This window comes from Pseudomonas sp. (assembly GCF_033723075.1).
Lineage (GTDB): Bacteria > Pseudomonadota > Gammaproteobacteria > Pseudomonadales > Pseudomonadaceae > Aquipseudomonas.
In genome coordinates, this window is the sequence record NZ_JAWVXU010000007.1 from 1 (window position 1) to 22,636 (window position 22,636).

Below are 22,636 nucleotides of genomic sequence, written 5' to 3' on the forward strand. Positions count from 1 at the left end.
CAACGCCATCGGCACCGGGGTGGCGGACGACAAGTCGACCTATCCCTACGTCACCGAGATGATCCGCTTCTACCTGGATGAGGAGCCGATCCTCAAGAACGTGCCGACCTGGCAGTGCAGCAAACCGGCTGACCTGTCCCATGTACTGGCCAACCTCGGCGAGCTGGTGGTCAAGGAAACCCAGGGCTCTGGCGGCTACGGCATGCTGGTCGGGCCGGCCGCGAGCAAGGCCGAGATCGAAGATTTTCGCGCCCGCCTGATCGCCAGGCCGCAAGCCTATATCGCCCAGCCAACCCTGTGCCTGTCGACCTGCCCGACCTTTGTCGAGACCGGCATCGCGCCGCGGCACATCGACCTGCGCCCGTTCGTCCTGTCCGGTCGTGAAGTGCGCCTGGTGCCGGGCGGGCTGACCCGGGTGGCGTTACGTGAGGGCTCGCTGGTGGTCAACTCGTCGCAAGGCGGCGGTACCAAAGACACCTGGGTGGTGGAGGACTTGAAAAATGCTGAGTAGAACTGCCTCCGATCTGTACTGGATGTCGCGTTACCTGGAGCGCGCGGAAAACCTCGCGCGCATGCTCGATGTCAGCTACTTGCTGTCGCTGATGCCGCAGGATGGCCGTGGCGATGGCCTGGAAGAGCTGGCGATGCCGCTGTTGATTACCGGCACGCTTGAGGAATACATGGCGCGCCATGGCCAGTTGCACGGCGAGCGCATGCTGTACTTCTTCGCCCTGGATGCCGAGAACCCGGCGAGCATTTATAGCTGCCTCGGCGCGGCGCGCAGCAATGCCCACGGCGTGCGCGGGCGTATCACCGCCGAGATGTGGGAGAACATCAACGCCACCTGGCTGGAGATTCGCGGCATCGCCGAGCAGGGACTGGGGCGTTACGGCATCAGCCGCTTCTGCGAGTGGGTCAAGGAGCGCTCGCACCTGTTCCACGGCGCCACTTCCGGCACCATCATGCGCGGCGATCCGTACCGCTTCATTCGCCTGGGCACCTTTATCGAGCGGGCCGACAACACCCTGCGCCTGCTCGATGCGCGTTACGAGATGCTCGGCGAGGACATCGACGAGGTCGACGGCCGCCCGGCGCGCAGCTACTACCAGTGGAGTGCGCTGTTGCGCGCGCTGTCCTCGTTCGAGGCCTTCGCCGAGATCTACCGCGGCTCGCCGGGTACGCGCAAGGTCTCGGAACTGTTGCTGCTGCGTCCCGAGATCCCGCGCTCCCTGCGCGCCTGCGTGGACGAACTGCATCTGATGCTCGCCAGCCTGCCTGGCGAGAATGGTCGTCCGGCCCAGCGCCTGGCGGCCGAACTGGAAGCCCGCCTGCGCTACACCAGTATCGACGAGGTGCTGGATGAGGGCCTGCATGCCTGGCTCACCGACCTCATTCTGCTGGTGCGCGACCTGGGCCAAGCCATCCACAGTTCCTACCTGGAGGTCGCATGAGACTGTCCATCAGCCACGACACCACCTATCGCTATGACAGCCAGGTACGCACGAGCATCCAGTACCTGCGCCTGACCCCCCACGACAGTGAACGCCAGCGCGTGCTCAACTGGCAGCTCAACCTGCCGCGCCCGGTGCACGCCCAGCTCGATCCCTATGGCAACATCTTGCATGTGCTGACGATGGATGAGCCCCACGAATCCATCGTCATTGGCGCCCGTGGCCTGGTCGAGATTGATGTGTTGTGCGAGTCCGAGCACGAGAGCCAGTCGGCGTTGCCGTTCCTGCGCTTCACCCGTCTGACCGAGGCGGATGCAGCCTTGCGCGAGTTCGCCCAGCAGCACTGCAAAAAACGTCGCGACCGCAGCGCCCTGATCGACCTGATGCATGGCTTGCATGGCCACATCAGCTACCTGACCGGCAGTACCGCCGTGGAAACCAGCGCCGCCGAAGCCTTCGCCGGCCAGCAGGGTGTCTGCCAGGACCATGCCCATGCCTTTCTCGCCTGCGCACGCAGCCTGGGCATCCCGGCGCGCTATGCGTCCGGCTATCTGTACACCGATAGCGACGACCACCTGGCCAGCCACGCCTGGGCCGAAGCCTGGCTGGAGGGTGCCTGGTACAGTTTCGATGTGACCAACTGCCTGGCCAGGCCGGAACGTCATTTGAAGCTGGCGATCGGCCGCGATTACCTGGATGCCTGCCCGGTGCGCGGCATGCGCCGTGGCGGCGGCACCGAGCAGATGCACGCGCATGTGGAGGTTGAAGTGGAGGTTGCTCCGATGCTGCAGGTGCAACAGCAATAACCTCAGCCGGATGAGTGCTCTATCGCCCCAGGCACAATATTAATCATTGCGCCTGGGAGCTGGATTCATGGCGACCCAGGTGCCAACCCTGGACCTCTCGGGCGGGATCGAGCGCTATGCCCCCGCCAGTTCTTCGCTGGTGGGGATCACGGTCACACGCACCTGCAGCTCTTGTTCGCCACCACCCAGCACCACGCCACGCAGGGGCGTCACATCGCTAAAATCACGCCCCCAGCCCAGGGTGATGTGCTCCAACTGGACCAGACAGCGGTTGGTCGGATCGAAGTCCACCCAGCCAAGCTGCGGGCAGAATACCGAAACCCAGGCATGTGACGCATCGGCGCCGATCATCCGCGGCTGCCCGGCCGGCGGGTGGGTGAGGATATAACCGCTGACGTAGCGCGTCGACAGGCCGAGGCTGCGCAGGCAGCCAATCATCAATTGGGCAAAGTCCTGGCAAACGCCGCGCCGGCCTTTGAGCACCTCGGCCAAAGGGGTGGAAATCTCGGTGGCGGTTTCGTCGAACTCGAAATCGTCAAAAATGCGTTGAGTCAGATCCAGCGCGGCCTCCAGATGCGGCCGGCCGGGGCTGTAACTGTCGCGGGCGTAACGCGCGAGCTCGGAACCGCACTGGATATGGGGTGAGTCATACAGATAGCGTACGGCTTCAAGCGTCGCCGGGCTGCGTACCTGTTGCAGCATCTGCGCCTGCGCTTCCCATGGCATGCTGCCTTTTATCTGCCCCAGCCCCGGGCGCGGGCGCAGCAGCACGGTCGACTCGGCATGCACCAGCAACTCCTTGTGCGACTCGGTGATGGTGATGTTGCGCGTGTGGTTGCCGAAGTAGTCCAGCGCGTCGAGGTGGTGCTCCTGCGGCGGATCAACCCAGATAGTCTGCGACTCGGTTTGCTGATACTCGAATGAACGCGGCGTCAGGTGCAGGTATTGCTGCGAGAGCGTCACCGGGAACTGGTAACTGTAATGGGTTTCATGCACCACGCGGTAGCGCACGGGGGCCGAATTAGCGGAGGGAAAATTGCTCATGCGGCGCCCTTGCCCTGGTGCTCGCTAGCGGTGTAACTGAAGAATCGCGCACTGATCTGCTGCGACAACTCCACGCTGGCATGGTTGATACGCTGCAACAGGCTGATCAGGGCTGGATTAGCGCAATACAGATCTTCATCCGGATCGAGTGCCAATAATGCGTTTTTCAGCGGCAGCAACAGTGTCTCGCCACAGCTGCCGTAGGTTAGCGCCAACTTATTCAAGCTTTTCAAGATACCGGCTATTTGGAACAGCACCGAGCGCGGGTTACTGCTGTCGAGCAGCAACAAATCCAGCACCGGTAACCACTCGGCCTGCGCCCGATAACGGGAGCGGTAGGTGACGATGCTATCGGCCAGTTCGAGCAGCCAGTCCAGGCTGCCGTCCGTCTCCATAGCCAACGCGCGCTGCAGCACCAGGGTCTGGAATTGCAGGCGCTCCAGGCGCCGGCCGATGGAGAGAAAACTCCAGCCCAGATCGCGGGTCATGCCATCGAGGGCGAAACCGGACAAGGTCATCAAGGACGCGGCCGCATCATCCAGCGCGCTCATGGCTTCCGCTGGTGTCAGTTGCTCATCGCTGTTGGCGTTGCGTTGGCGCATGCGGTTGAGGGCACGCCAATTATCCGCCGACAAGCGCTCGCGCAACTGGCTGGCAGTGTTGTACAGCTGCTGCTGCTGGCTGGCGAGACCGGGCACATCGGGCGATACCACGGCGAGTAGCAAGGCCGCCTCGATCCGGGCATCGCTCCAGCGCACCACCGGGGGTGCGCTCTGCGTCTGGCTTGGCGTTTGCCCCGCGACCTGGCTTTGCTGCAGCAGGGCATCCTTGTCCGGGGTCTCGATCAGTTGAAACCAGGCACATAGCGCCTTCACCGTGGCCCATTCAGGGCCGCGCTCCTGCGGGCTGACATTCAACAGCTCATGCAGAGTGGTACGCATCAGGCGCGCGATATTGTCACAGCGTTCGGTATTGCGCCCCAGCCAGAACAGGTTCTCGGCCATGCGACTGGACAGGTGGGTATCGTCGCGAATCAGGTCTTTGCTGGTGGTGGTGCGCGTGGGGTGGCGGTGAGCAGCGGCTTGCGCCCGCGCCTGCACCCAGGTGTCCTTGCTGCTGCCACCGCGCTGCATGGCGATGACCCGCGAGTCGGGTCCGGTAGCGACCCGGGTCAACCCACCGGGCATCACCACGTAGCCGTCGGCAGTGGCACAGGCGTAAACCCGCAGGCCGACGGCGCAGGCACTCAAACCGGCTGGGGCACTGGCCTTCCACACGGGCGACTGCGACAAGCGCACCAGTTCCTGGGCAACATAATTGCGTGGATTGGCGCGCATCTTGGCGATCAGGGCCGCGCGTGCTTCGCCGCTGAGGTCCTGGCCAAACACCGAGAGTTGGCGCAACTGCGGGAAGCTCGACTTGATCACCAACTGATCGAGATTGGCCAGTACCTGTTCGAGCGCGGCCGGTTCACCGCACCACCAGGTTGCTACCGAGGGCATCAGTAATGGCTCGCCGAGCAGGCGCTCACAGAGTGTCGGCAAGAAGCCCAGCAACGCCCCCGACTCCAGAAGGCTGGAGCCCAGACTGTTGGCGATCAGCACATTGCCGAGGCGCGCCGCCTCGGTCAAACCGGCCACGCCCAGTGCCGACTCGGTACGCAGTTCCAATGGATCGCAGAAGTCGTCGTCGACCCGGCGCATGATCACATGCACACGCTGCAGACCGGACAGGGTTTTCAGCCAGACGATACCGCCGCGCACGGTGAGATCACTGCCCTCGACCAGCGGAAAACCGAGATAACGGGCCAGGTAGGCCTGTTCATAATAGGTCTCGTTGTAGGGGCCGGGGGTGAGCAACACAATCAGCGGCGATTCGCTGCCACGCAGCGGCACCCCGCCATTGGCGGCGCACTGCCGCCCCCAATGGGCCAGGCTGTCACGCATGCTGCTGAAAAAGCCGGCTAGATCCTGCACCTTGAGGTCACGCAACTGATCCGGAAAGGTGCGCGCGATCACCGCACGGTTTTCCAGTGCATAACCGGCGCCCGAGGGTGCCTGGGTCCGATCGGCCACCACCCACCATTGACCGTTGGGGGCGCGCGCCAGGTCGACCGCATAAAAATGCAAGGCCACATTGTCGAGGTGCTGGATGCCGTGGGCCGGACGCAGAAAGCCGGCATGACCGTGAATCAATGCCGGTGGCAGCAGACCCTCCTGGAGCATGCGCTGCTCGCCATAAACGTCACCGAGTATCCGGTTCAGCAGGGTTGCGCGCTGGGCCACTGCCGCTTCGATGCCCGCCCATTCGTCATGGGGCAGAATCAGCGGCAGCACATTCAGATCCCAGGGCCGCTGCATGCCTTTGGTGTCGGCATAGACGTTGTAAGTCACACCGTTTTCGCGGATCTGGCTTTCCACCGCTTCCAGGCGCTGACGCATGATCTGCGGCGACTCTTTGGCCAAACTGCCGAGCATTGCGCGCCAGTGTTCGCGTGGCTGCTTGGCGGCATTGAGCAGCTCATCGTAGCTGTTGGGAGCGGCGCGGTACTCGGCGAGTAATTTCTTCAGCATTGGTTCGGTTCTTTTGCTCGCGAATGACGCACGGGAATGCCCCCGGGCTTAACAGGGCTGCCAGCGTAAATCGAGGGTCATCGGGAAACTCGGGTTGAGCTCTTCCTTGTACACGCGCATCGGTCCGGGGGTATGTCCATGGGCCCAGAAGCGGGAAAACCGCCGTGCTTCTGCGGCATTGGCATTGACCGGTGAACTCTCTTCACTGCGGCCACCCGGGTGCACCACATGGTAGGTACAGCCGCCGATGGCGCGGCCGCTCCAATTATCGACTAGATCGAAAGTCAGCGGTGCCTGCACCTTGATACTCGGGTGCAACGCCGACCAGGGGCTCCAGGCGCGGAAACGCACGCCGGCGACATACTCACCCGGCACGCCGGTCGGGTGCAACGGCAGACGCCGGCCGTTGCAGGCGATCTCGTGGCGGCCATCGGTCAGGCCGCGCACCAGCAGCTGCATGCGCTCCACCGAGGAATCGACATAGCGGGCCGTGCCGCCGCCGCTCATCTCCTCACCCAGGACATTCCAGGGCTCGATGGCCTGGCGCAGCTCCATCTCGACCCCTTCGTAGACCACGGTGCCGAAGCGTGGAAAGCGGAATTCGATAAAGGGTTCGAACCAGTGTTCCTCGAAGGCGTAGCCCGCCGCGCGCAGGTCCTTGACCACATCGCGAATATCCTGGGCGACGAAGTGCGGCAGCATCCAGCGGTCATGCAGTGCGGTGCCCCAGTTGACCAGCTTGGCCTGATACGGTTCGCGCCAGAAACGCGCGACCAGGGCGCGCAACAGGAGCATTTGCAGCAGGCTCATGCGCTCATGCGGCGGCATCTCGAAGGCGCGGAATTCGACCAGACCGAGCCGGCCCGTGGGGCCGTCTGGCGAATACAGCTTGTCGATGGAAAACTCGGCGCGGTGGGTATTGCCGGTCAGATCGACCAGCAGATTGCGCAGCAAGCGGTCGACCATCCAGGGCTTGTCGCCCGGCTGCAGCGTCGGCAGGATCTGATCCATCTGCTGGAAGGCAATCGCCAGTTCGTAGAGGTTGTCGTCACGTGCCTCATCGACCCGTGGCGCCTGGCTGGTCGGGCCGATAAAGGTGCCGGAGAACAGGTAGGACAAGGCCGGGTGGTTCTGCCAGTAGGTGATCAGGCTTTTCAGCAGGTCCGGCCGACGCAGCATCGGGCTGTCTTCGGCGGTCGCGCCGCCCAGGGTGGCATGGTTGCCACCACCGGTACCGGTATGGCGGCCGTCGTGCATGAACTTCTCGGTGCCCAGCCGCGTCAGGCGGGCTTCCTGATACAGGGTCGACATGTTGTAGACCAGCTCGTTCCAGCTGGCTGCCGGGTGGATATTGACCTCGATCACGCCCGGATCCGGAGTGACGCTGAGCAGTTTGATCCGCGGGTCGCGCGGGGGCTGATAGCCCTCGATGCGCAGCTTCAGCTTGAGCTTGGTGGCGGTATGTTCGATGGCCGTCACCAGCGCCAGATAATCCTCGATGCGCTTGAGCGGCGGCATGAAGACATGCAGGCGCCCTTCCCTGACCTGCACGCAGAGCGCCGTATGAATCACCTCGCGCGGCTCTATTTTGCTCTCGGCGGCGATGCTGGCGGCATTCTTGCGGCTCAGCGTCGGGCGTTTCTCACTCTTGCCGGGCGCTGCGGCCACGGCCGGGGCGACGGTCGCCAATGCCTCGCGCGGGGCAAAAGGATCGACATCGAAGCTCTGCGGCATATCTTCCGGCATGACCCAGGGCAGCGCGTTCAGCGGCAGGCGCAAGCCCATCGGCGAGTCGCCTTCGATCAGGTACAGATGCTCGCGCTTGAGCGGCCAGGGACAGGTGCGCCAGGCAACCCCCAGGGCAATAGTCGGGTCGAGCGTCTTGGTCGCCAGGGGCAGCACATAGCCGACCACCTCGCCCAGGCCTTGCTCCAGCAGACGGGCCAGGCGTTGCCGCGCCTCGGGCGCCTTGAGATCCAGCTGCAGCGGGTCGAGGTTGTTCGGCAGTCCTTGCTCCAGCTGGGCCTGCTGCACCACGTCCTCGTAGGCCGGGATCGGGCAGTTGGCCGGCAAGCCGAGGATTTTCACCAGTTCGGCGGTAAACCGCCTGGCTTCGTCGGCGCCATAGCCCTCGCTGTGGTCATCGGCAGAAAACAGCGTTGCATCGAGCCACATTGGCAGGCCATCGACCCGCCAGAAAATATTCAATGCCCAGCGCGGCAGCGGTTCGCCCGGATACCACTTGCCCTGGCCGTAATGCAGCATGCCGCCGGGAGCGAAGTGGTTTTTCAGACGCTGCATCAACTCCCCGGCCAGCTCGCGCTTCTGCTCGCCATGGGCCTCGGTATTCCATTGCGCGCCATCCATGTCATCGATGGAGACGAAGGTTGGCTCGCCGCCTTGGGTGAGGCGCACATCCTGACGTTTCAGGTCGGCATCGACCTGCTGGCCGAGCTGATCGATTTTCTGCCAGTCGGCTTCCGAGTAAGGCTTGGTTACCCGCGGATCCTCGTGGATGCGCGTGATGGTCATTTCATGCTCGAAGGTGACTTCGGCCTTGTCGGTAAAGCCGCTGATCGGCGCCGCCGAGGATGGCAGTGCGGTGCAGGCCAGGGGAATATGGCCTTCGCTGGCGAGCATGCCCGAGGTCGGATCGAGACCAATCCAGCCGGCACCGGGGATATACACCTCCGTCCAGGCGTGCAGGTCGGTGAAGTCGACTTCCGCCCCGCTCGGCCCATCGAGGGCTTCCTGGTCGGCGCGCAACTGAATCAGGTAGCCGGAGACAAAACGCGCGGCCAAGCCGAATTCGCGCAGGATCTGCACCAGCAACCAGGCGCTGTCTCGGCACGAGCCCGAGCGCTTCTCCAGGGTTTCCTCAGGCGCCTGCACGCCCGGTTCCATGCGCAACAGATAGGCGATATCCGCTTGCAGGCGCTGGTTGATGGCCACCAGAAAGTTATTGATCGGCTGCGCCTTGCCGAGCAGCTCGCTGCGGGCTGCCGCCATCCACTTGCCCAGCAAGGGGCCGGGCTCGTCGGCCTTCAGATAGGCCGCCAGCTCATCGCTCAATTGCGCCGGATAGCTGAAGGGGAACTGCTCGGCGTACTTCTCGACAAAAAAGTCGAACGGATTGATCACCGTCATATCCGCCACCAGATCGACGGTGAACTCCAGGGTCGCGGATTTTTCCGGGAAGACAAAACGGCCGATGTAGTTGCCGTAAGGGTCTTGCTGCCAATTGATGAAGTGCTTCTGCGGGGTCACGCTCAGTGAGTAGGACAATATTGGCGTGCGCGCATGAGGCGCCGGGCGCAGGCGCACCTCATGGGGCGACAAGCCAACCTGGCGATCGTAGTGGTAGCTGGTTTTGTGATGCAGCGCTATACGTATGGCCATTGACGTTGCCTTCCATGAAAATTGACGCGCTACGGCGGACACAGCCCTGCCGTCCCACTGAAAACGAACTCCTCGGCTTTTTTGCAGAAAGCATGCCATAAGGAATAACGCGCAAGCCCTGCTGCGCGCCCCATTATGGCCATCTACGCGCCTGCTGGTGGTGCGCCCATCCAGCGCTCGCACCGATATACGGCGCCGGCCAGCATGATAACGCTAGTGAACTGTGAGGCCAGTGTAATTTTCAGTGTCTGCCAGACCGTCGTGCCTGGCTAACAGCAGGCGTGTGGCGTCTAGCCCGAGCAGGATGAACTAAGAGTAAGGGTCGTCCTTGCTCCAGGCACCATAGCGCCGGTGACGCTGAAAGTGCAGCCCGCAATGGCGCAGGACGCGCAATCAAAACAGACCCGATGCGACCCAAGCGGGACACGCAAAACAAAAAGGCCAACCCAGTGAGGTTGGCCTTTTTGCTTGGATGCAGATGGTGCCCGAAGCCGGAATCGAACCGGCACGGGGTTACCCCCGAGGGATTTTAAGTCCCTTGCGTCTACCGATTTCGCCATTCGGGCGGTAGAGCTTTAGCGTGAGGCCTGGACTATATACAGCCCCATCGAGCCTCGCAAGGCTTGCTATTCCAAATAAAAAAGCCTCGTAAATCATAGATCTACGAGGCTTTTTATTTGGAGGCTGAGGTCGGAATCGAACCGGCGTTCACGGATTTGCAATCCGGTGCATAACCACTCTGCTACTCAGCCTTGAAACTAAACGGACCGTGCTAGACGGTCCGTTGAAAATGGAGCGGGAAACGAGACTCGAACTCGCGACCCCGACCTTGGCAAGGTCGTGCTCTACCAACTGAGCTATTCCCGCTTGTCTTGTAGACGGGCGCCATTCTATATCTTCAGAACGCCCAGTCAACCCCTTGATTCAAAAAAGCTTATTTCTTTTCAGTGGAAGTACTGAGGTGCGGCCAGGCAGCCAGCAGATACTGCAGCATCGACCACAAGGTCAGGATGGCGGCAACGATCAGAAGACCGTAGCCGAGCAGAACCCAGAATGTGAACAGCGGAGGATTCGCCAGCAGCATGATCAAGGCGAGCATTTGTGCTGCGGTTTTCCATTTGGCCAGTTCGGACACGGCGACATGGGCGCGTGCGCCCAGTTCAGCCATCCATTCACGCAAGGCCGAGACGACGATTTCACGGCCAATGATGATTGCCGCCGGCAACGTCAGCCACAGGTTGGCGTGCTCGGCGACCAGCAAGACTAGTGCAACCGCGACCATCAGTTTGTCGGCGACCGGATCGAGAAAGGCGCCGAAGGGCGTGCTCTGCTCCCAGCGACGCGCCAGGAAACCATCTAGCCAGTCGGTAGCTGCGGCAACAGCGAAGACCGCACTAGCGGCCCAATAACTCCAGCTGAATGGCATATAGAACAGCAGAATGAAGATTGGGATCAGTGCAACGCGGAGCACGGTAAGCAGGTTCGGGATATTCATCGGCGCAACTGGCTGCAAGGTGAGCCGGCATTCTACTCGCTGTGCAGTGCGGCATAAATCAGCTCTGCAAGCTTTTTACTGATCCCGGGCGCTTTGGCGATTTCTTCACTGCTGGCCCGAGATAACTCCTGCAGGCCGCCAAAGTGGTTGAGCAGCTCGCGGCGCCGCTTCGGCCCTACCCCGGCAACCTCCTCCAGGCTCGAGGTACGACGGGCCTTGCCGCGACGGGCGCGGTGCCCGGTAATGGCGAAACGGTGCGATTCGTCGCGAATCTGCTGGATCAGATGCAGTGCCGGCGAGTTGCCCGGCAGGCTGAACTCATGGGCAGCGTCGTTGAGGTAGAGGGTTTCCAGTCCCGGTTTTCGCGTCGATCCCTTGGCCACGCCAAGCAGGATCAGCTCGGGCACGGCCAACTCGTTCAGCACGTCTCGGGCCATGGCCAGTTGGCCCTTGCCGCCGTCGACCAGCAGGATATCCGGCAACTTGCCCTCGCCGTCCTTGATCTTGCTGAAGCGCCGCGTCAGCGCCTGGTGCATGGCAGCGTAATCATCGCCGGCGGTGACGCCCTCGATATTGTAGCGACGGTAATCGGATTTCAAAGGACCTTCCGGACCGAACACTACGCAGGACGCCACCGTAGCCTCGCCACTGGAATGACTGATATCGAAACATTCGAGGCGCTGCGGCACCTCGTCCATTTCCAGCACCTCGGCCAGGGCTTCGAAGCGCGCGGCCACATGCTGGCGGTCGGCCAGGCGCGCGCCGAGCGCCGACTCGGCATTGGTCACCGCCAACTGTTGCCAGCGCGCGCGGGTACCGCGCACCCGGTAGCTGATACTCGGCTCGCAGCCGCGCGACTCGCCGAGCGCCGCGATAAGCGTGGGAAAGTCTTCATGCTGCGCGTTGACGATCAGTTCGGCAGGCAGCTCGCGGTCCTGATTGCCCAGATAATACTGAGCCAGGAAAGCCAGCAGCACCTCGCTGGCCTCCTCCTCGATCGCCACTTGCGGGAAGAAATTCTTGCTGCCGAGTACGCGACCGCCACGCACGCTGATCAGGTGCACGCAGGCACCACCCGGATTGACCATGGCCGCGACTATATCGACATCGCCACTGCCGCCTTCCATGCTCTGCTGGTCTTGCACGCGGCGCAGCAGAGCCATTTTGTCGCGCAATTCGGCTGCCCGCTCGAAATCCAGGGTCGCGGCGGCTTGCTGCATGGCACTGGACAGTTCATCGCCGAGTGCATTGCTGCGGCCCTCGAGAAACATCACCGAGTGGCGCACGTCCTCGGCATATTCCGCCGGATCGACCAGACCGACACACGGCCCCTTGCAGCGCTTGATCTGATACTGCAGGCACGGGCGCGTGCGATTTTTGAAATAGCTGTCTTCACACTGGCGCACCAGGAAGGCCTTTTGCAGCAGACCGAGGCTTTCGCGAATCGCTCCAGCGCTTGGATATGGGCCGAAATAGCGGCCTTTCTGCTTCTTCGCCCCGCGATGGATGCTCAGGCGCGGGTAATCACCATCCGACAAAAATACATAGGGATAGGATTTGTCGTCGCGCAACAGGATGTTGTAGGGCGGTCGCCATTGCTTGATCAGCGTCTGCTCGAGCAACAGGGCTTCGGTTTCATTGGCGGTGATGGTGGTTTCGACCTGGGCGATCCGGCCGACCAGCGCCGCGGTCTTCGGCGCCAGGCCGCTCTTGCGAAAGTAGCTGGCCAGGCGTTTTTTCAGGTTTTTCGCCTTGCCGACATAGAGCAGCTTGGCGTCCGCAGCGAACATGCGGTAGACACCTGGGCGGCTGCTGCACGTAGCCAGGAAAGAGCCGGGGTCGAACGAGGGGTTCATTTCAACCGCAGGCAGCTCAGTAGGCAGCTCAACTGTTGGCATCGACCATGCCATGGCGCACGGCAAGCAAAGCAAGCTCCACGTCGCTGGTAATCGACAGCTTTTCAAAAATCCGATAACGGTAGGTATTGACCGTTTTCGGCGACAGGCACAGCTTGTCGGAAATGCTCTGCACCTTCTGGCAGCCGGCAATCATCAGCGCGATCTGAATCTCGCGCTCGGAAAGCAAATCGAAGGGCGAGTTATTGTTTTGCGGCTGAAACGACTTGAGCGCCAATTGCTGGGCGATTTGCGGGCTGATGTAACGCTGCCCGGCGAACACCTGACGAATCGCCTGCACCATCTCGGCCAGGGCTGCACCCTTGGTCAGATAGCCAGCGGCACCGGCCTGTAGTAAGCGAGTGGGGAACGGATCTTCCTCACAGGCGGTCACGGCGACGACTTTCAGGTCGGGATGACTACGCAGGAGTTTGCGGGTCGCTTCAAGGCCGCCGATGCCAGGCATCTTGACGTCCATCAGGACCACGTCGGGCTTCAATTCGCGCGCTTTCTTCAGCGACTCCTCACCTGAGTCGGCCTGCCCTACGACTTGCAGGCCGTCGATATCGGCCAGCATGCGCGTGATGCCTGTTCGAACCAGATCGTGGTCATCGACCACTAGCACCCTAATCAAGCGGACTCCTCATTGCGCATCAAGCAGCAGCCTCAATTGGTCTTATTCGCGACGCGCACCTTAGCAAAAAAGCATGGTGCAGACCTAGTTTTGCGCATGCCAGTCAGATAGCAAGCGCCAAAAATATACCATGCGAAGTGAGCAACTCATCATGAAGATACAACGTAGAAGCGAAAATACCACGACGCCCGCCTATGCCCCAAAGCGGCAGGAAAATTCTTTTTTTACAAACAGTTAGACGTTTTCCATGACAACTGCGCGGCCAGCCGGAACGTGTCATGGTTGTTGCTTGCGGTCAAGATGGCCTGTTTCGATCACTGACGCGCAGCAAGAGTGCACTATCGGAGTGCAAATGTCGCTCTGGTATGCCGGCTCGCGAGCTCCTGCGCCGCTTCTTTTTTACAGTAGTACTGCGGCTCACTGACGCCCTAACGGTTTCGCCTCCTTCGCCTCGGCGCATTATCGTTGCTGGGTTCGACTGTCGGGCCAGCCACCTCATCTTCAGCCGCAGGCGCATTCACCTGGTCGGCCAGGCTCGGGTCGGCCACGATGTCCCAGCGCACCATCATCGCGTGGTCTTCGTGGATCAGATTGTGGCAATGCATGACGTATTTGCCATAGAAGTCGCGGAAGCGCAGCAACAGCTTGATGCTAGAGATTCCGTTGAGGACAAAAACATCCTTGCGGCCCAGTTCGTGGGGCGGCACCGGCACTTCTTTCCCCTCCACGGTCTTGCTGATGATACGTCCCTCCTCGAAGTGGATATGGATCGGATGGCTCCAACCGTCGTCGATATTCACCAACTCCCAGACCTCGACGCCGCCCTGGGCGATCTTGGCGGCGGCACGCTTCGGATCGAAGAACTCGCCGTTCACCGTCCACATGCCGTTGGCCCGGTCGAAATCCCAGCGTCGCAGCGGAGCCGCGGCGATTTCCGCCGGGTCGAGTGGGCGCAGCTCACGCAGTACAGCCGGTATCTGGCTGACGTCCTGCTCCGGCGGATAGCGGTCGACGATGATCTTCAGCAGCCGATCGCCCGGGGCGCGCACGTCCTTGGGTCGTCGGGTTTCGCCCGGGCGGTGGGTCAGGCGATTGACCAGGTACAGCTCGGTGCCGAGCGGATATCGGGAGAAATCCACCACGATATCTGCGCGCTCGGTCACCCCTAGGCGCACCTTGTACTGGTTGAACAGCGGGGCCGGCAGCAGGTTGCCGTCGTTGCCGATATAGGTGAAGGTCTGCACCACATTGTTCGGTCTGACCAGGTAGAGCTCGTAGAAGCGACTCGGCCCGCCGTTGAGCAGGCGCAGGCGATACTTGCGCGCGGCCACGCGCAACACCGGTTCGATATAGCCGTTGACGATCACCTTGTCGCCGAGCAGCCCTTCGGGATTGACTTGATCCCAGAGCATGATCCCGTTCTGGTCGAAGATCCGGTCGGAGAAATCCAGCGGGTAATCGTAGGGATAGCTCGGCAGGCGCAATGCGCTGGGGCTGGGGTCGCGTTCGTCGCCCGAGTCAATATGGTCGAAGATCAGGAAGAAGCCCATGAGGCCACGAACCACGTTCGGTGCGGTGAAGTCCATCGTGTGGTCGTGATAGAACAGCGTGCCCAATGCCTCGCGCAGGTCACCGATGCCATTCTGCAACTCGTCGTAGCCGGCATAGATGTTGGCGTAGAAATGATCCTTGAACTCACCGGACGATGCCAGGGTCGGGCCGGCCTTGTTGACGCTGTAGTAGTCGCTGGGGAAACCATCGCTCTCCGAGGCCGTGTGCATGTTGTGCAGGTGGGTGGAGATCTCCGGTGCGCCAAAACCTACGTGATCCTGCGGCAGGCGGTTGTGCATGCGGAGGATGGTCGGCTGGCCGTAACGGGCGAAGATGGTCGGCCCCGGCGTGATCGCCCCGGGTGTATTGCCCTCGTAACCCCAGATGCGCTGCGGCGGATAGGCCGGGTTGAAGACCCAGGCGGGGTTCTCCTTGGCGCTCAGCTCGTAGTGGACCGGCGGGTACTGGCGTGGCGTCTCGTACAGCTCGCTCCAGCGCTGATGAGGGCCACGCCCGGCTTCGCCGGCAGCGGTGTTGGCCACTGCCATGGGTGGCGGATCGAGAACTATTGGCTGCAACTGATCGATCGCCGCGGGCAGCTCGAACTGCCAGGGAATGGTCGGCGGGCTGGGCGGCAGCAGCAAAACCCCAGCGTCGTCCCCGTCGTCATCACGTCGACGACTCCTTGCGCTACCGGCAAGGGGGGCCAGCAGCGGCGCCGCAAAGGCGGCGGCCGTGAGTTTGAGAAATGAACGTCGGGCTGCGCCACCCGACGCCCCCTCTGGTGCGTCGGGAATTGAGTCCCAACCTCCCGCCTTGATGGAAATCTTCCAGTTTCCCGGTTTCAGTGTGTCTTGGCAGTTCTCCAGGATAATCGCTTTCATGTGCATCGCCCTCACTGAGGCGCCCTGACTACTCCTTGCTGAAGAAACACCTCTCCCTGCTCAGATGATGGCAAGAACACTCGTAGCGGCCGTATGGTCTAGCCGAATTGAGCGGTACCGCCGCCCCCCATGTACGCGGTGTGCACCATGGCGTTGTCCACATGATTGATGGTGGTGATTATCCGTTCCGGATCGGCCAGCGCCGGCGCCATGGTCCAGCGCTGGTTGCGGTCGTTACCTACGCGCAGCATGCCGGTATGGGTCGCCAGGTTATTGTCGACTTCCGGGACGGGATCATAGAAACCAAGCCCGTAGCGCAGGCGCCTAATGTCGGCAGGAGAGCCAGTAAGGAACTTCCAACCCGGTAGGATACGTTGCTGTTCGACGTACTCCTTGAGGTGCTGCGGCCGGTCGACCTCGGGCTGCAGGGTAATCGAGTACATGAAGACATCCTGCCCCAGGCGCTCACCCAATAGCTGCTGCACTTTGCGCAGATTGGCGGTCATGGTCGGGCAGGCGCCGGTGCACATCACGTACATCATGTTGATGGCAACGATCTTGCCGCGCACCAGATCGTCGTAGAACCGTACCTTCTCGCCCTCATGGGTATAGAGCCAGACGTTGGGGAAATACGAATCGGCGTCGGCTTCCTCTGCCGCGGCATGCTCCAATTCCACCGGCAGACGATTCCACAGCAGCCCGCCCAATGCCACCGCACCCATTCCGGCCAGTAGATTTCTTCGCGTATTCATTGCAATACCTCCAGTCGCAGCAACTAGTCGTCGTCCCTGATATCCCAGCGCAGCATCATCGCGTGGTCCTCATGGATCAGGTTGTGGCAGTGCATGACGTACTTGCCGGTAAAGTCACGAAAGCGCAGAAACACCCGGATAGTCGACATGCCGTTGAGCACATAGACATCCTTGCGTCCCTGCTCATGCAGTGGCACCGGTATGTTGACCCCGTCTTTGGTCTTGCTGAGGATGCGCCCCTCCTCGAAGTGGATATGTATGGGGTGATCCCAGCCGTTGTCGATATTCACCAGCTCCCAGACTTCGGCACCGCCTTTGGGTATCACGGCGCGCGCGCTATTGGGGTTGAAAAATTGCCCGTTGATCGCCCACATACCGTTCTTACGTTCGAATACCCAGCGCCGTACCGGCGCGGCGGCGATCTCGGCCAAATCGAGTGGCGGCAATGGTCTCAACACATCCGGCACCTGACTGAGATCCTGTTCCGACGGATAACGGTCGACGATAAATTTCAGCACCGGCGTCCCCGGGGCCTTGACGTCTCCGGGCCGACGGGTCTCGGTCTGCTCGAGGCGGTTGCTCAAATACAACTCGGTACCGATCGGATACCTGGAGAAGTCGATGATGATGTCGGCGCGCTCGGCCACGGCGATGTGCACCCTGAACTGATTCTTCAACGGCGCCGCCAGCAGATTGCCGTCGTTGCCGATGTAGGTGAAGGTCTGCACTACACCGTTGGTTTTGGTCAGGTAGAACTCGTAGGTGCGACTCGGTCCTATATCGAGCAGGCGGAAGCGGTATTTGCGCGCCGCCACCCGTAACACCGGCTCGATCTTGCCATTGACCGCTATCTTGTCGCCCAGGGTGCCTTCGGGGCTGACCTGGTCGTAGATCAGCCGGCCACTGGCATCGAAACGCCGGTCGCCGAAACTCAACGGATAATCGTAAGGGTGGCTCGGCAGGCGCAGGGCGCCGGGGTTGGGGTCGCGCTCGTTGCCCGAATCGAGGTCGTCATAGGTCAGGTAGAAACCGGCCAGGCCCAGATACAGATTGGGCGCGGTGAAATCGAAGGTATGGTCGTGGTACCAGAGGGTAGACATTGCCTCGCGGTAATCGCCCAGACCGTTCTGGTATTCATCGTAGCCGGCACAGATATTCGGGTAGAAGTGATCCTTGAACTGCCCCGGAGCCGCCAGGGTCGGCCCGGCCTTGTTCGGGCTGAAATAGTCACCGGGGAAACCGTCGCTTTCCGAAGGCGCGTGCGCATTGTGCAAGTGTATCGAGATTTCCGGTGAGCCGAAGCCGACATGATTCTGCGGCAAGTCGTTATGGAAGCGCACGACCACCGGCTGCCCGTAACGGGTCATTATGGTCGGCCCCGGAGTGCTCGCGGCGGCAGAGCCTGCGGCGAAACCCCAGATACGCTGTGGCGGGTAGGCCGGATTGAAGACCCAGGCGGGGTTTTCCTTGGCACTCAGCTCATAATGAGCAACCGGATACTGCCGCGGCGTGCCAAACAACTCGGTCCAGCGCTGGTGTGGTGCGCGTCCGCATTCGCCTGCAGCCGTATTGGCGTCTAGTGCAGGGGCCGGATTCAGGGTGACAGGTGGCAACGGAGTGATGGCGCTGGGTAATTCCTCGACCCAGGGAATAGTCGGCGGACTCGGCGGCAACGCCGGTGGAGCTGGCTCCTCCTCAGGCGCGGGCTCGGGATCCGGTGCCCGCCGCCTCCTGGCATTGCCGTCGGGCGAAACGAATAAAAGCGGGACAGCCATCGCCGCAGCCGTAAGCTTCAGGAACGCGCGCCGGCCGTCGCGGCTATCCGGGAGTTTCTCCTCTGTAGCGGGCAATGGCTCCCAGCCGCCGCGCCTGATGGAAATCTTCCAGGCTCCCGCCCCTAGCGTGCCCACGTTCTCCAAGAATTGGGACGTCATGGCCTTGACCTCTCAGTGCTGTATTGTCCAACTGCAGCCCAGCCTCTATACCGATACCGGCCTCGACTGCTCCGTGTGCTCCTTGCTTGACTCGATGGCGACCTTCTCAATCACTGGCACGCACTTTCCCGCTGAATTGCATTCGCTCATCAGTGTTCTTTAGGTAGAAAAAGCCCCTAGCAGTACCGCGACACCTGCCTGAGGCTATCGCTCAGGAGGAAGGCAGCCCCGCCAAAGGGCATATAACAAGATGATCCCGCGCACGCGCCCTAGCGTTGCAAATTAAGCGCAATCCTGCACATCACGCATTCCTTCCATGGCGCGACAGATACCCTTGGAGCTGACGCCTTCTTCTGCACGGCAAGCCTCATCAATTCCACCCTCTCCCATGGCTAACTAAAGGATCACCCCCAGTATTTGTCAATAGAACGTCGAAATCGCAACCAGCCTAGCTCTTAGATCACAAGCTATTGTTTTTTTTGAAAATAGCCATAATCAGGCGGCGCTTATCAACATCGCTTACTGGACTTTTCGTGGAGGCAGTTGGGGAGTCAATTTGTTCTGCGCCGAGGAAAGCACAGCGACGCGCCGAGAGGCATGTAAACGGCAGCGCCCTTTAAGGTGCCGATGCGGCGGTGAGCAGCTGGAGGGGCAGGCGACCGGCTTACAGTGCGTTCACTCCAGGCATAAAAAAGCCCTCGGGACCGAGGGCTTTTTTATGACCACCAAACAAGCAGTTCGTGGCGTTTTGCTTTCGAGAGTAACGCTGTAAAGCGCTTGTCATGCATATGGCGGAAGCGTAGAGATTCGAACTCTAGGACAGTTTCCCATCGGCGGTTTTCAAGACCGCTGCCTTAAACCACTCGGCCACGCTTCCCAATTCTACGTAAACAGCCCAGAACCGTGGCTTCAACTACCCGGCTACACCTTGGCACGGCTGCGGGCGGCTATCTTACCGGAACGCAACACACTGTCAAACTCTAGAGGTTGGCAGCATGCAACGCTCTGTTATGATCAGTGCAGCTCTGATTACGGATCTATTTAGTCTTCATAGGAGTGTCGCCACCATGCACGAACAAAATTACGCACTCAGTCACGCTCAGGTTGAGCAGCAAGAAGTCAGCCGCGTACTGCGCAATACTTACGGCCTGCTGGCCATCACCCTGGCCTTCAGTGGATTGGTTGCCTTTATGGCGCAACGCGCCAATGTGCCTTACCCCAACTTTTTCGTGGTGCTGATCGGCTTCTACGGCCTGTTCTTCCTCACCGCCAAACTGCGTGACTCCTCCTGGGGCCTGCTCTCCACCCTCGCCCTGACCGGCTTCATGGGCTACACGCTGGGGCCGATCCTCAATCGCTACCTGGGAATGGCCAACGGCGCCGAAGTGGTCAGTTCGGCCTTCACCATGACGGCTCTGGTTTTCTGTGGCCTGTCCGCCTACGTGCTGATTTCGCGCAAGGACATGAGTTTCCTCAGTGGTTTCATCACCGCGGGCTTCTTCGTCCTGATCGGCGCCATAGTGGCAAGCTTCTTCTTCCAGATCAGCGGCCTGCAACTGGCGATCAGCGCCGGCTTCGTGCTGTTTTCCTCAGCCTGCATCCTGTTCCAGACCAGCGCCATCATCCACGGTGGCGAGCGCAACTACATCATGGCGACCATCAGCCTGTATGTCTCGATCTACAACCTGTTCATCAGCCTGTTGCAGATCATGGGCATCATGGGCAGCGACGACTGATCATCGTGTTGCACCCGAAGCCCGCTTCAGCGGGCTTTTTCATGTCTGCGGCGAGCATCTTGCGCGCTCAGCCTTTATCATTGGGGCAGATTTCCCTGCCGGCTTCTCTATGAAATTCGCCATCGCCCTCTTCGCCCCACCGCATGCGCCCTCCTCCCGGCGCGCCCTGTGTTTCGCCCAGGCAGCCCTGGCCGGCGGCCATCAGATCGTACGTCTGTTCTTCTATCAGGATGCGGTGCACAACGCATCGAGCAATGTGGTCAGCGCCCAGGATGAGTTGGACACCCCTGCCGAATGGCGCGAACTGGTACGCCAGCAGCAGCTCGATGGCGTGGTCTGCATTGCCGCAGCGCTACGCCGTGGCATCCTCAATGCGCAGGAAGCGCAACGCTACGGGCGTAGCGCCGGCAATCTGGATGCTCCCTGGGAGCTATCCGGGCTGGGCCAGCTACATGAGGCGGCGCAAACGGCCGATCGGCTGATCTGCTTCGGAGGGCCTTGAAGTGAGTAAATCCTTGCTGATCATCAGCCGCCAGTCGCCCTGGTCCGGGCCCAGCGCCCGCGAAGCGTTGGATATTGCCCTGGCTGGCGGCGCGTTCGACCTGCCTATCGGCATGCTGTTTCTCGACGACGGCGTGTGCCAGTTGGCGCCAGCGCAACGGCCCGCCGCCCTGCAGCAGAAAGACCTCGCTGCCAACCTGCAGGCGTTGCCACTGTTCGGCGTCGAGTCGCTGTATGCCTCGGCCCGCAGCCTGCAGGAGCGCGGCCTGGATCCACAGGCGCTGACGCTGGCGACCGAGGTGCTGGATGATGCCGCCCTGATCGCGCTTATCGACCGTTACGACCAGGTGATCACCCTCTGATGGCTACCTTGCATGTGTTATCCCATTCACCGTTCAGCGACAGTCGGTTGAGCAGCTGCCTGCGCCTGCTCGGCCCTGCCGACGGCCTGTTGCTCTGCGGCGATGCGGTATATGCCCTGCAACCCGGCACCGCGCAGCGCCAGGCCCTGGAGCTGATGCCGGACGCTATCGACCTGTTTGCCCTCGACGAAGACCTAGGCGCCCGCGCTCTCAACGCGCCGACGCGGGTCCAGGTGGTCGACTATCCGGGGTTCGTCGAACTCAGTTGCCGCTTCGACAAGGTCAACAGCTGGCTATGACGCATTTGATCGTTGCCGGTCGGCGCATCGAGCTGGACAAGGATGGCTATCTCCTCGCCCTAGCGGACTGGTCGGAACCGGTGGCCGAGGCCCTGGCGCAGCAGGAACAACTGGCCCTGACTGCCGAGCACTGGCAGATCCTGCGCTTGTTGCGGGCCTTCTACGCCGAGTTCCAGTTGTCGCCAGCCAACCGACCACTGATCAAATACGTGGCGCTCAAGCTAGGCCCGGAAAAAGGCAACAGCCTGTACCTCAATCTCCTGTTTAAAGGCGCTCCCGCCAAACTCGCCGCCAAACTGGCGGGCCTGCCCAAACCGACGAATTGCCTATGAACCTTGTCACCCCAGCGGAACACCCTTTTGCCCAATTCGTGCGGATCCTCGGCAAAGGCAAGCGCGGCGCGCGCAACCTGACCCGAGAAGAAGCCCGCGAAGCCATGGGCATGTTGCTCGACGGCAAGGTCGAGGACACCCAGCTCGGCGCCTTCCTGATGCTGCTCAGGCACAAAGAGGAAAGCGCCGAGGAGATGGCCGGCTTTGCCGAAGCAGTACGCGAGCGCCTGCAGGCACCGGCCATTGCGGTCGATCTGGACTGGCCCAGCTATGCCGGCAAGAAACGCCATTTGCCCTGGTTCCTCCTCGCCGCCAAGGCCCTGGCCAACAGCGGCGTGCGCATCCTCCTGCATGGCGGCGGCGCGCACACCGCCGGGCGGCTGTACAGCGAGCAGGTGATCGGGCTCCTGCAGATCCCTCTGTGCCATAGCTGGACCGAGGTGGAGCGCGCCTTGCAGCAGCAGCACCTGGCGTTTATCCCACTGGGCGACTGGATGCCGCAACTGCAACGAATGATCGACCTGCGCAACATCCTTGGCTTGCGCTCGCCGATCCACTCACTGACCCGCATTCTCAACCCCTTGTCGGCGCGCTGCGGCTTGCAGAGCATCTTTCACCCCGGTTACCAGGCGGTGCACCGCGAAGCCAGCCAGCTGCTCGGCGACACCGCACTGGTGATCAAGGGCGAAGGTGGCGAGGTGGAAATCAATCCGGACGCCACCAGCCATCTCTATGGCACGGCCAACGGCGAGAACTGGGACGAAGACTGGCCGCCGCTGTCGGCCCAGCGCCACGTCAAGCCCGAGTCGCTGCAACCGGAGCACCTGCGGGCGTTCTGGCGCGGCGAAGTCGAGGACGCCTACGGCAGGCTTGCGGTATTGAGCAGCATGGCCGTGGCCCTGCGCGGCCTGGGCATCCCCCGTGAAGAGGCATTCGTGCAGGCGCAGCAGCGCTGGGATGCACGAAACATATCGGGCTAGTCGATTTT

The 22,636-nt window shown here is 61.5% G+C and carries 18 protein-coding genes and 4 tRNA genes; 9 read left to right on the forward strand and 13 right to left on the reverse strand.

Features of this window, described 5'->3' with window-relative positions; genetic code table 11:
* The 3 genes from R3355_RS10030 to R3355_RS10040 all read left to right on the forward strand — a co-directional run.
* A partial coding sequence (locus R3355_RS10030; protein WP_318961070.1) for a circularly permuted type 2 ATP-grasp protein occupies positions 1-511 on the forward strand: 511 nt, incomplete at its 5' end.
* Positions 501-1,451 carry an alpha-E domain-containing protein gene (locus tag R3355_RS10035; RefSeq protein ID WP_318961071.1) on the forward strand — a complete coding sequence of 317 codons (951 nt, stop codon included), beginning with the start codon at positions 501-503 and terminating at the stop codon, positions 1,449-1,451. The genes R3355_RS10030 and R3355_RS10035, both read left to right, overlap by 11 nt.
* Positions 1,448-2,257 carry a transglutaminase family protein gene (locus R3355_RS10040; RefSeq protein WP_318961072.1) on the forward strand — a complete coding sequence of 270 codons (810 nt, stop codon included), beginning with the start codon at positions 1,448-1,450 and terminating at the stop codon, positions 2,255-2,257. Before R3355_RS10035 ends, R3355_RS10040 begins: the two co-directional genes overlap by 4 nt.
* Before the next feature lie 114 nt (positions 2,258-2,371).
* Here R3355_RS10040 and R3355_RS10045 read toward each other — a convergent pair whose 3' ends face one another.
* The 13 genes from R3355_RS10045 to R3355_RS10105 form a co-directional block, all read right to left on the reverse strand.
* Entirely contained in the window at positions 2,372-3,301 is a 930-nt protein-coding gene (locus R3355_RS10045) for a transglutaminase family protein (protein WP_318961073.1), read from the reverse strand.
* Complete coding sequence (locus tag R3355_RS10050; protein WP_318951115.1) at positions 3,298-5,874, reverse strand: circularly permuted type 2 ATP-grasp protein; 2,577 nt, start codon at positions 5,872-5,874, stop codon at positions 3,298-3,300. Before R3355_RS10050 ends, R3355_RS10045 begins: the two co-directional genes overlap by 4 nt.
* 48 nt (positions 5,875-5,922) lie before the next feature.
* Positions 5,923-9,273: a transglutaminase family protein gene (locus tag R3355_RS10055; protein WP_318961074.1), complete on the reverse strand. Its 3,351-nt coding sequence runs from the start codon at positions 9,271-9,273 to the stop codon at positions 5,923-5,925.
* Positions 9,274-9,752: 479 nt separating this feature from the next.
* Positions 9,753-9,839: transfer RNA gene (locus R3355_RS10060), tRNA-Leu, on the reverse strand.
* Between the two features lie 112 nt (positions 9,840-9,951).
* Positions 9,952-10,025: transfer RNA gene (locus tag R3355_RS10065), tRNA-Cys, on the reverse strand.
* Between the two features lie 39 nt (positions 10,026-10,064).
* Positions 10,065-10,140, reverse strand: a tRNA-Gly gene (locus R3355_RS10070).
* 67 nt (positions 10,141-10,207) lie between these two features.
* Positions 10,208-10,768 carry a CDP-diacylglycerol--glycerol-3-phosphate 3-phosphatidyltransferase gene (gene pgsA, locus R3355_RS10075; protein ID WP_318949302.1) on the reverse strand — a complete coding sequence of 187 codons (561 nt, stop codon included), beginning with the start codon at positions 10,766-10,768 and terminating at the stop codon, positions 10,208-10,210.
* A 32-nt stretch (positions 10,769-10,800) separates the two neighbouring features.
* Entirely contained in the window at positions 10,801-12,624 is a 1,824-nt protein-coding gene (gene uvrC / locus R3355_RS10080) for an excinuclease ABC subunit UvrC (protein ID WP_318961075.1), read from the reverse strand.
* Between the two features lie 28 nt (positions 12,625-12,652).
* Complete coding sequence (gene uvrY / locus R3355_RS10085; protein ID WP_318949300.1) at positions 12,653-13,297, reverse strand: UvrY/SirA/GacA family response regulator transcription factor; 645 nt, start codon at positions 13,295-13,297, stop codon at positions 12,653-12,655.
* Between the two features lie 428 nt (positions 13,298-13,725).
* Complete coding sequence (locus tag R3355_RS10090) at positions 13,726-15,732, reverse strand: multicopper oxidase family protein (RefSeq protein WP_318961076.1); 2,007 nt, start codon at positions 15,730-15,732, stop codon at positions 13,726-13,728.
* A 98-nt stretch (positions 15,733-15,830) separates the two neighbouring features.
* A complete protein-coding gene (locus tag R3355_RS10095; protein WP_318961077.1) occupies positions 15,831-16,484 on the reverse strand; it encodes an SCO family protein in 654 nt (217 codons plus the stop codon).
* Positions 16,485-16,507: 23 nt separating this feature from the next.
* Positions 16,508-18,259: a multicopper oxidase family protein gene (locus tag R3355_RS10100; RefSeq protein WP_318961078.1), complete on the reverse strand. Its 1,752-nt coding sequence runs from the start codon at positions 18,257-18,259 to the stop codon at positions 16,508-16,510.
* A gap of 948 nt (positions 18,260-19,207) precedes the next feature.
* Positions 19,208-19,295 (reverse strand) — tRNA-Ser (locus R3355_RS10105).
* A gap of 190 nt (positions 19,296-19,485) precedes the next feature.
* Between R3355_RS10105 and R3355_RS10110 the strand changes: the two genes are divergently transcribed.
* From R3355_RS10110 to R3355_RS10135, 6 genes are all read left to right on the forward strand, one after another.
* Positions 19,486-20,154, forward strand: a complete 669-nt coding sequence (locus tag R3355_RS10110) for a Bax inhibitor-1/YccA family protein (RefSeq protein WP_318949296.1) — start codon at positions 19,486-19,488, stop codon at positions 20,152-20,154.
* 109 nt (positions 20,155-20,263) lie between these two features.
* Positions 20,264-20,656, forward strand: coding sequence for a sulfurtransferase complex subunit TusD (tusD, locus tag R3355_RS10115; protein ID WP_318961079.1), 393 nt, complete (start codon positions 20,264-20,266; stop codon positions 20,654-20,656).
* Between the two features lies 1 nt (position 20,657).
* On the forward strand, positions 20,658-21,017 hold the full coding sequence (gene tusC / locus R3355_RS10120; protein WP_318961080.1) for a sulfurtransferase complex subunit TusC: 360 nt from the start codon (positions 20,658-20,660) through the stop codon (positions 21,015-21,017).
* Positions 21,017-21,316 carry a sulfurtransferase complex subunit TusB gene (gene tusB / locus R3355_RS10125; protein ID WP_318961081.1) on the forward strand — a complete coding sequence of 100 codons (300 nt, stop codon included), beginning with the start codon at positions 21,017-21,019 and terminating at the stop codon, positions 21,314-21,316. The genes tusC and tusB overlap by 1 nt, the downstream gene beginning before the upstream one ends.
* Positions 21,313-21,648: a TusE/DsrC/DsvC family sulfur relay protein gene (locus tag R3355_RS10130; RefSeq protein WP_318961082.1), complete on the forward strand. Its 336-nt coding sequence runs from the start codon at positions 21,313-21,315 to the stop codon at positions 21,646-21,648. Before tusB ends, R3355_RS10130 begins: the two co-directional genes overlap by 4 nt.
* Entirely contained in the window at positions 21,645-22,628 is a 984-nt protein-coding gene (locus tag R3355_RS10135) for a glycosyl transferase family protein (RefSeq protein ID WP_318961083.1), read from the forward strand. Before R3355_RS10130 ends, R3355_RS10135 begins: the two co-directional genes overlap by 4 nt.
* The last annotated feature ends 8 nt before the right edge of the window (positions 22,629-22,636 follow it).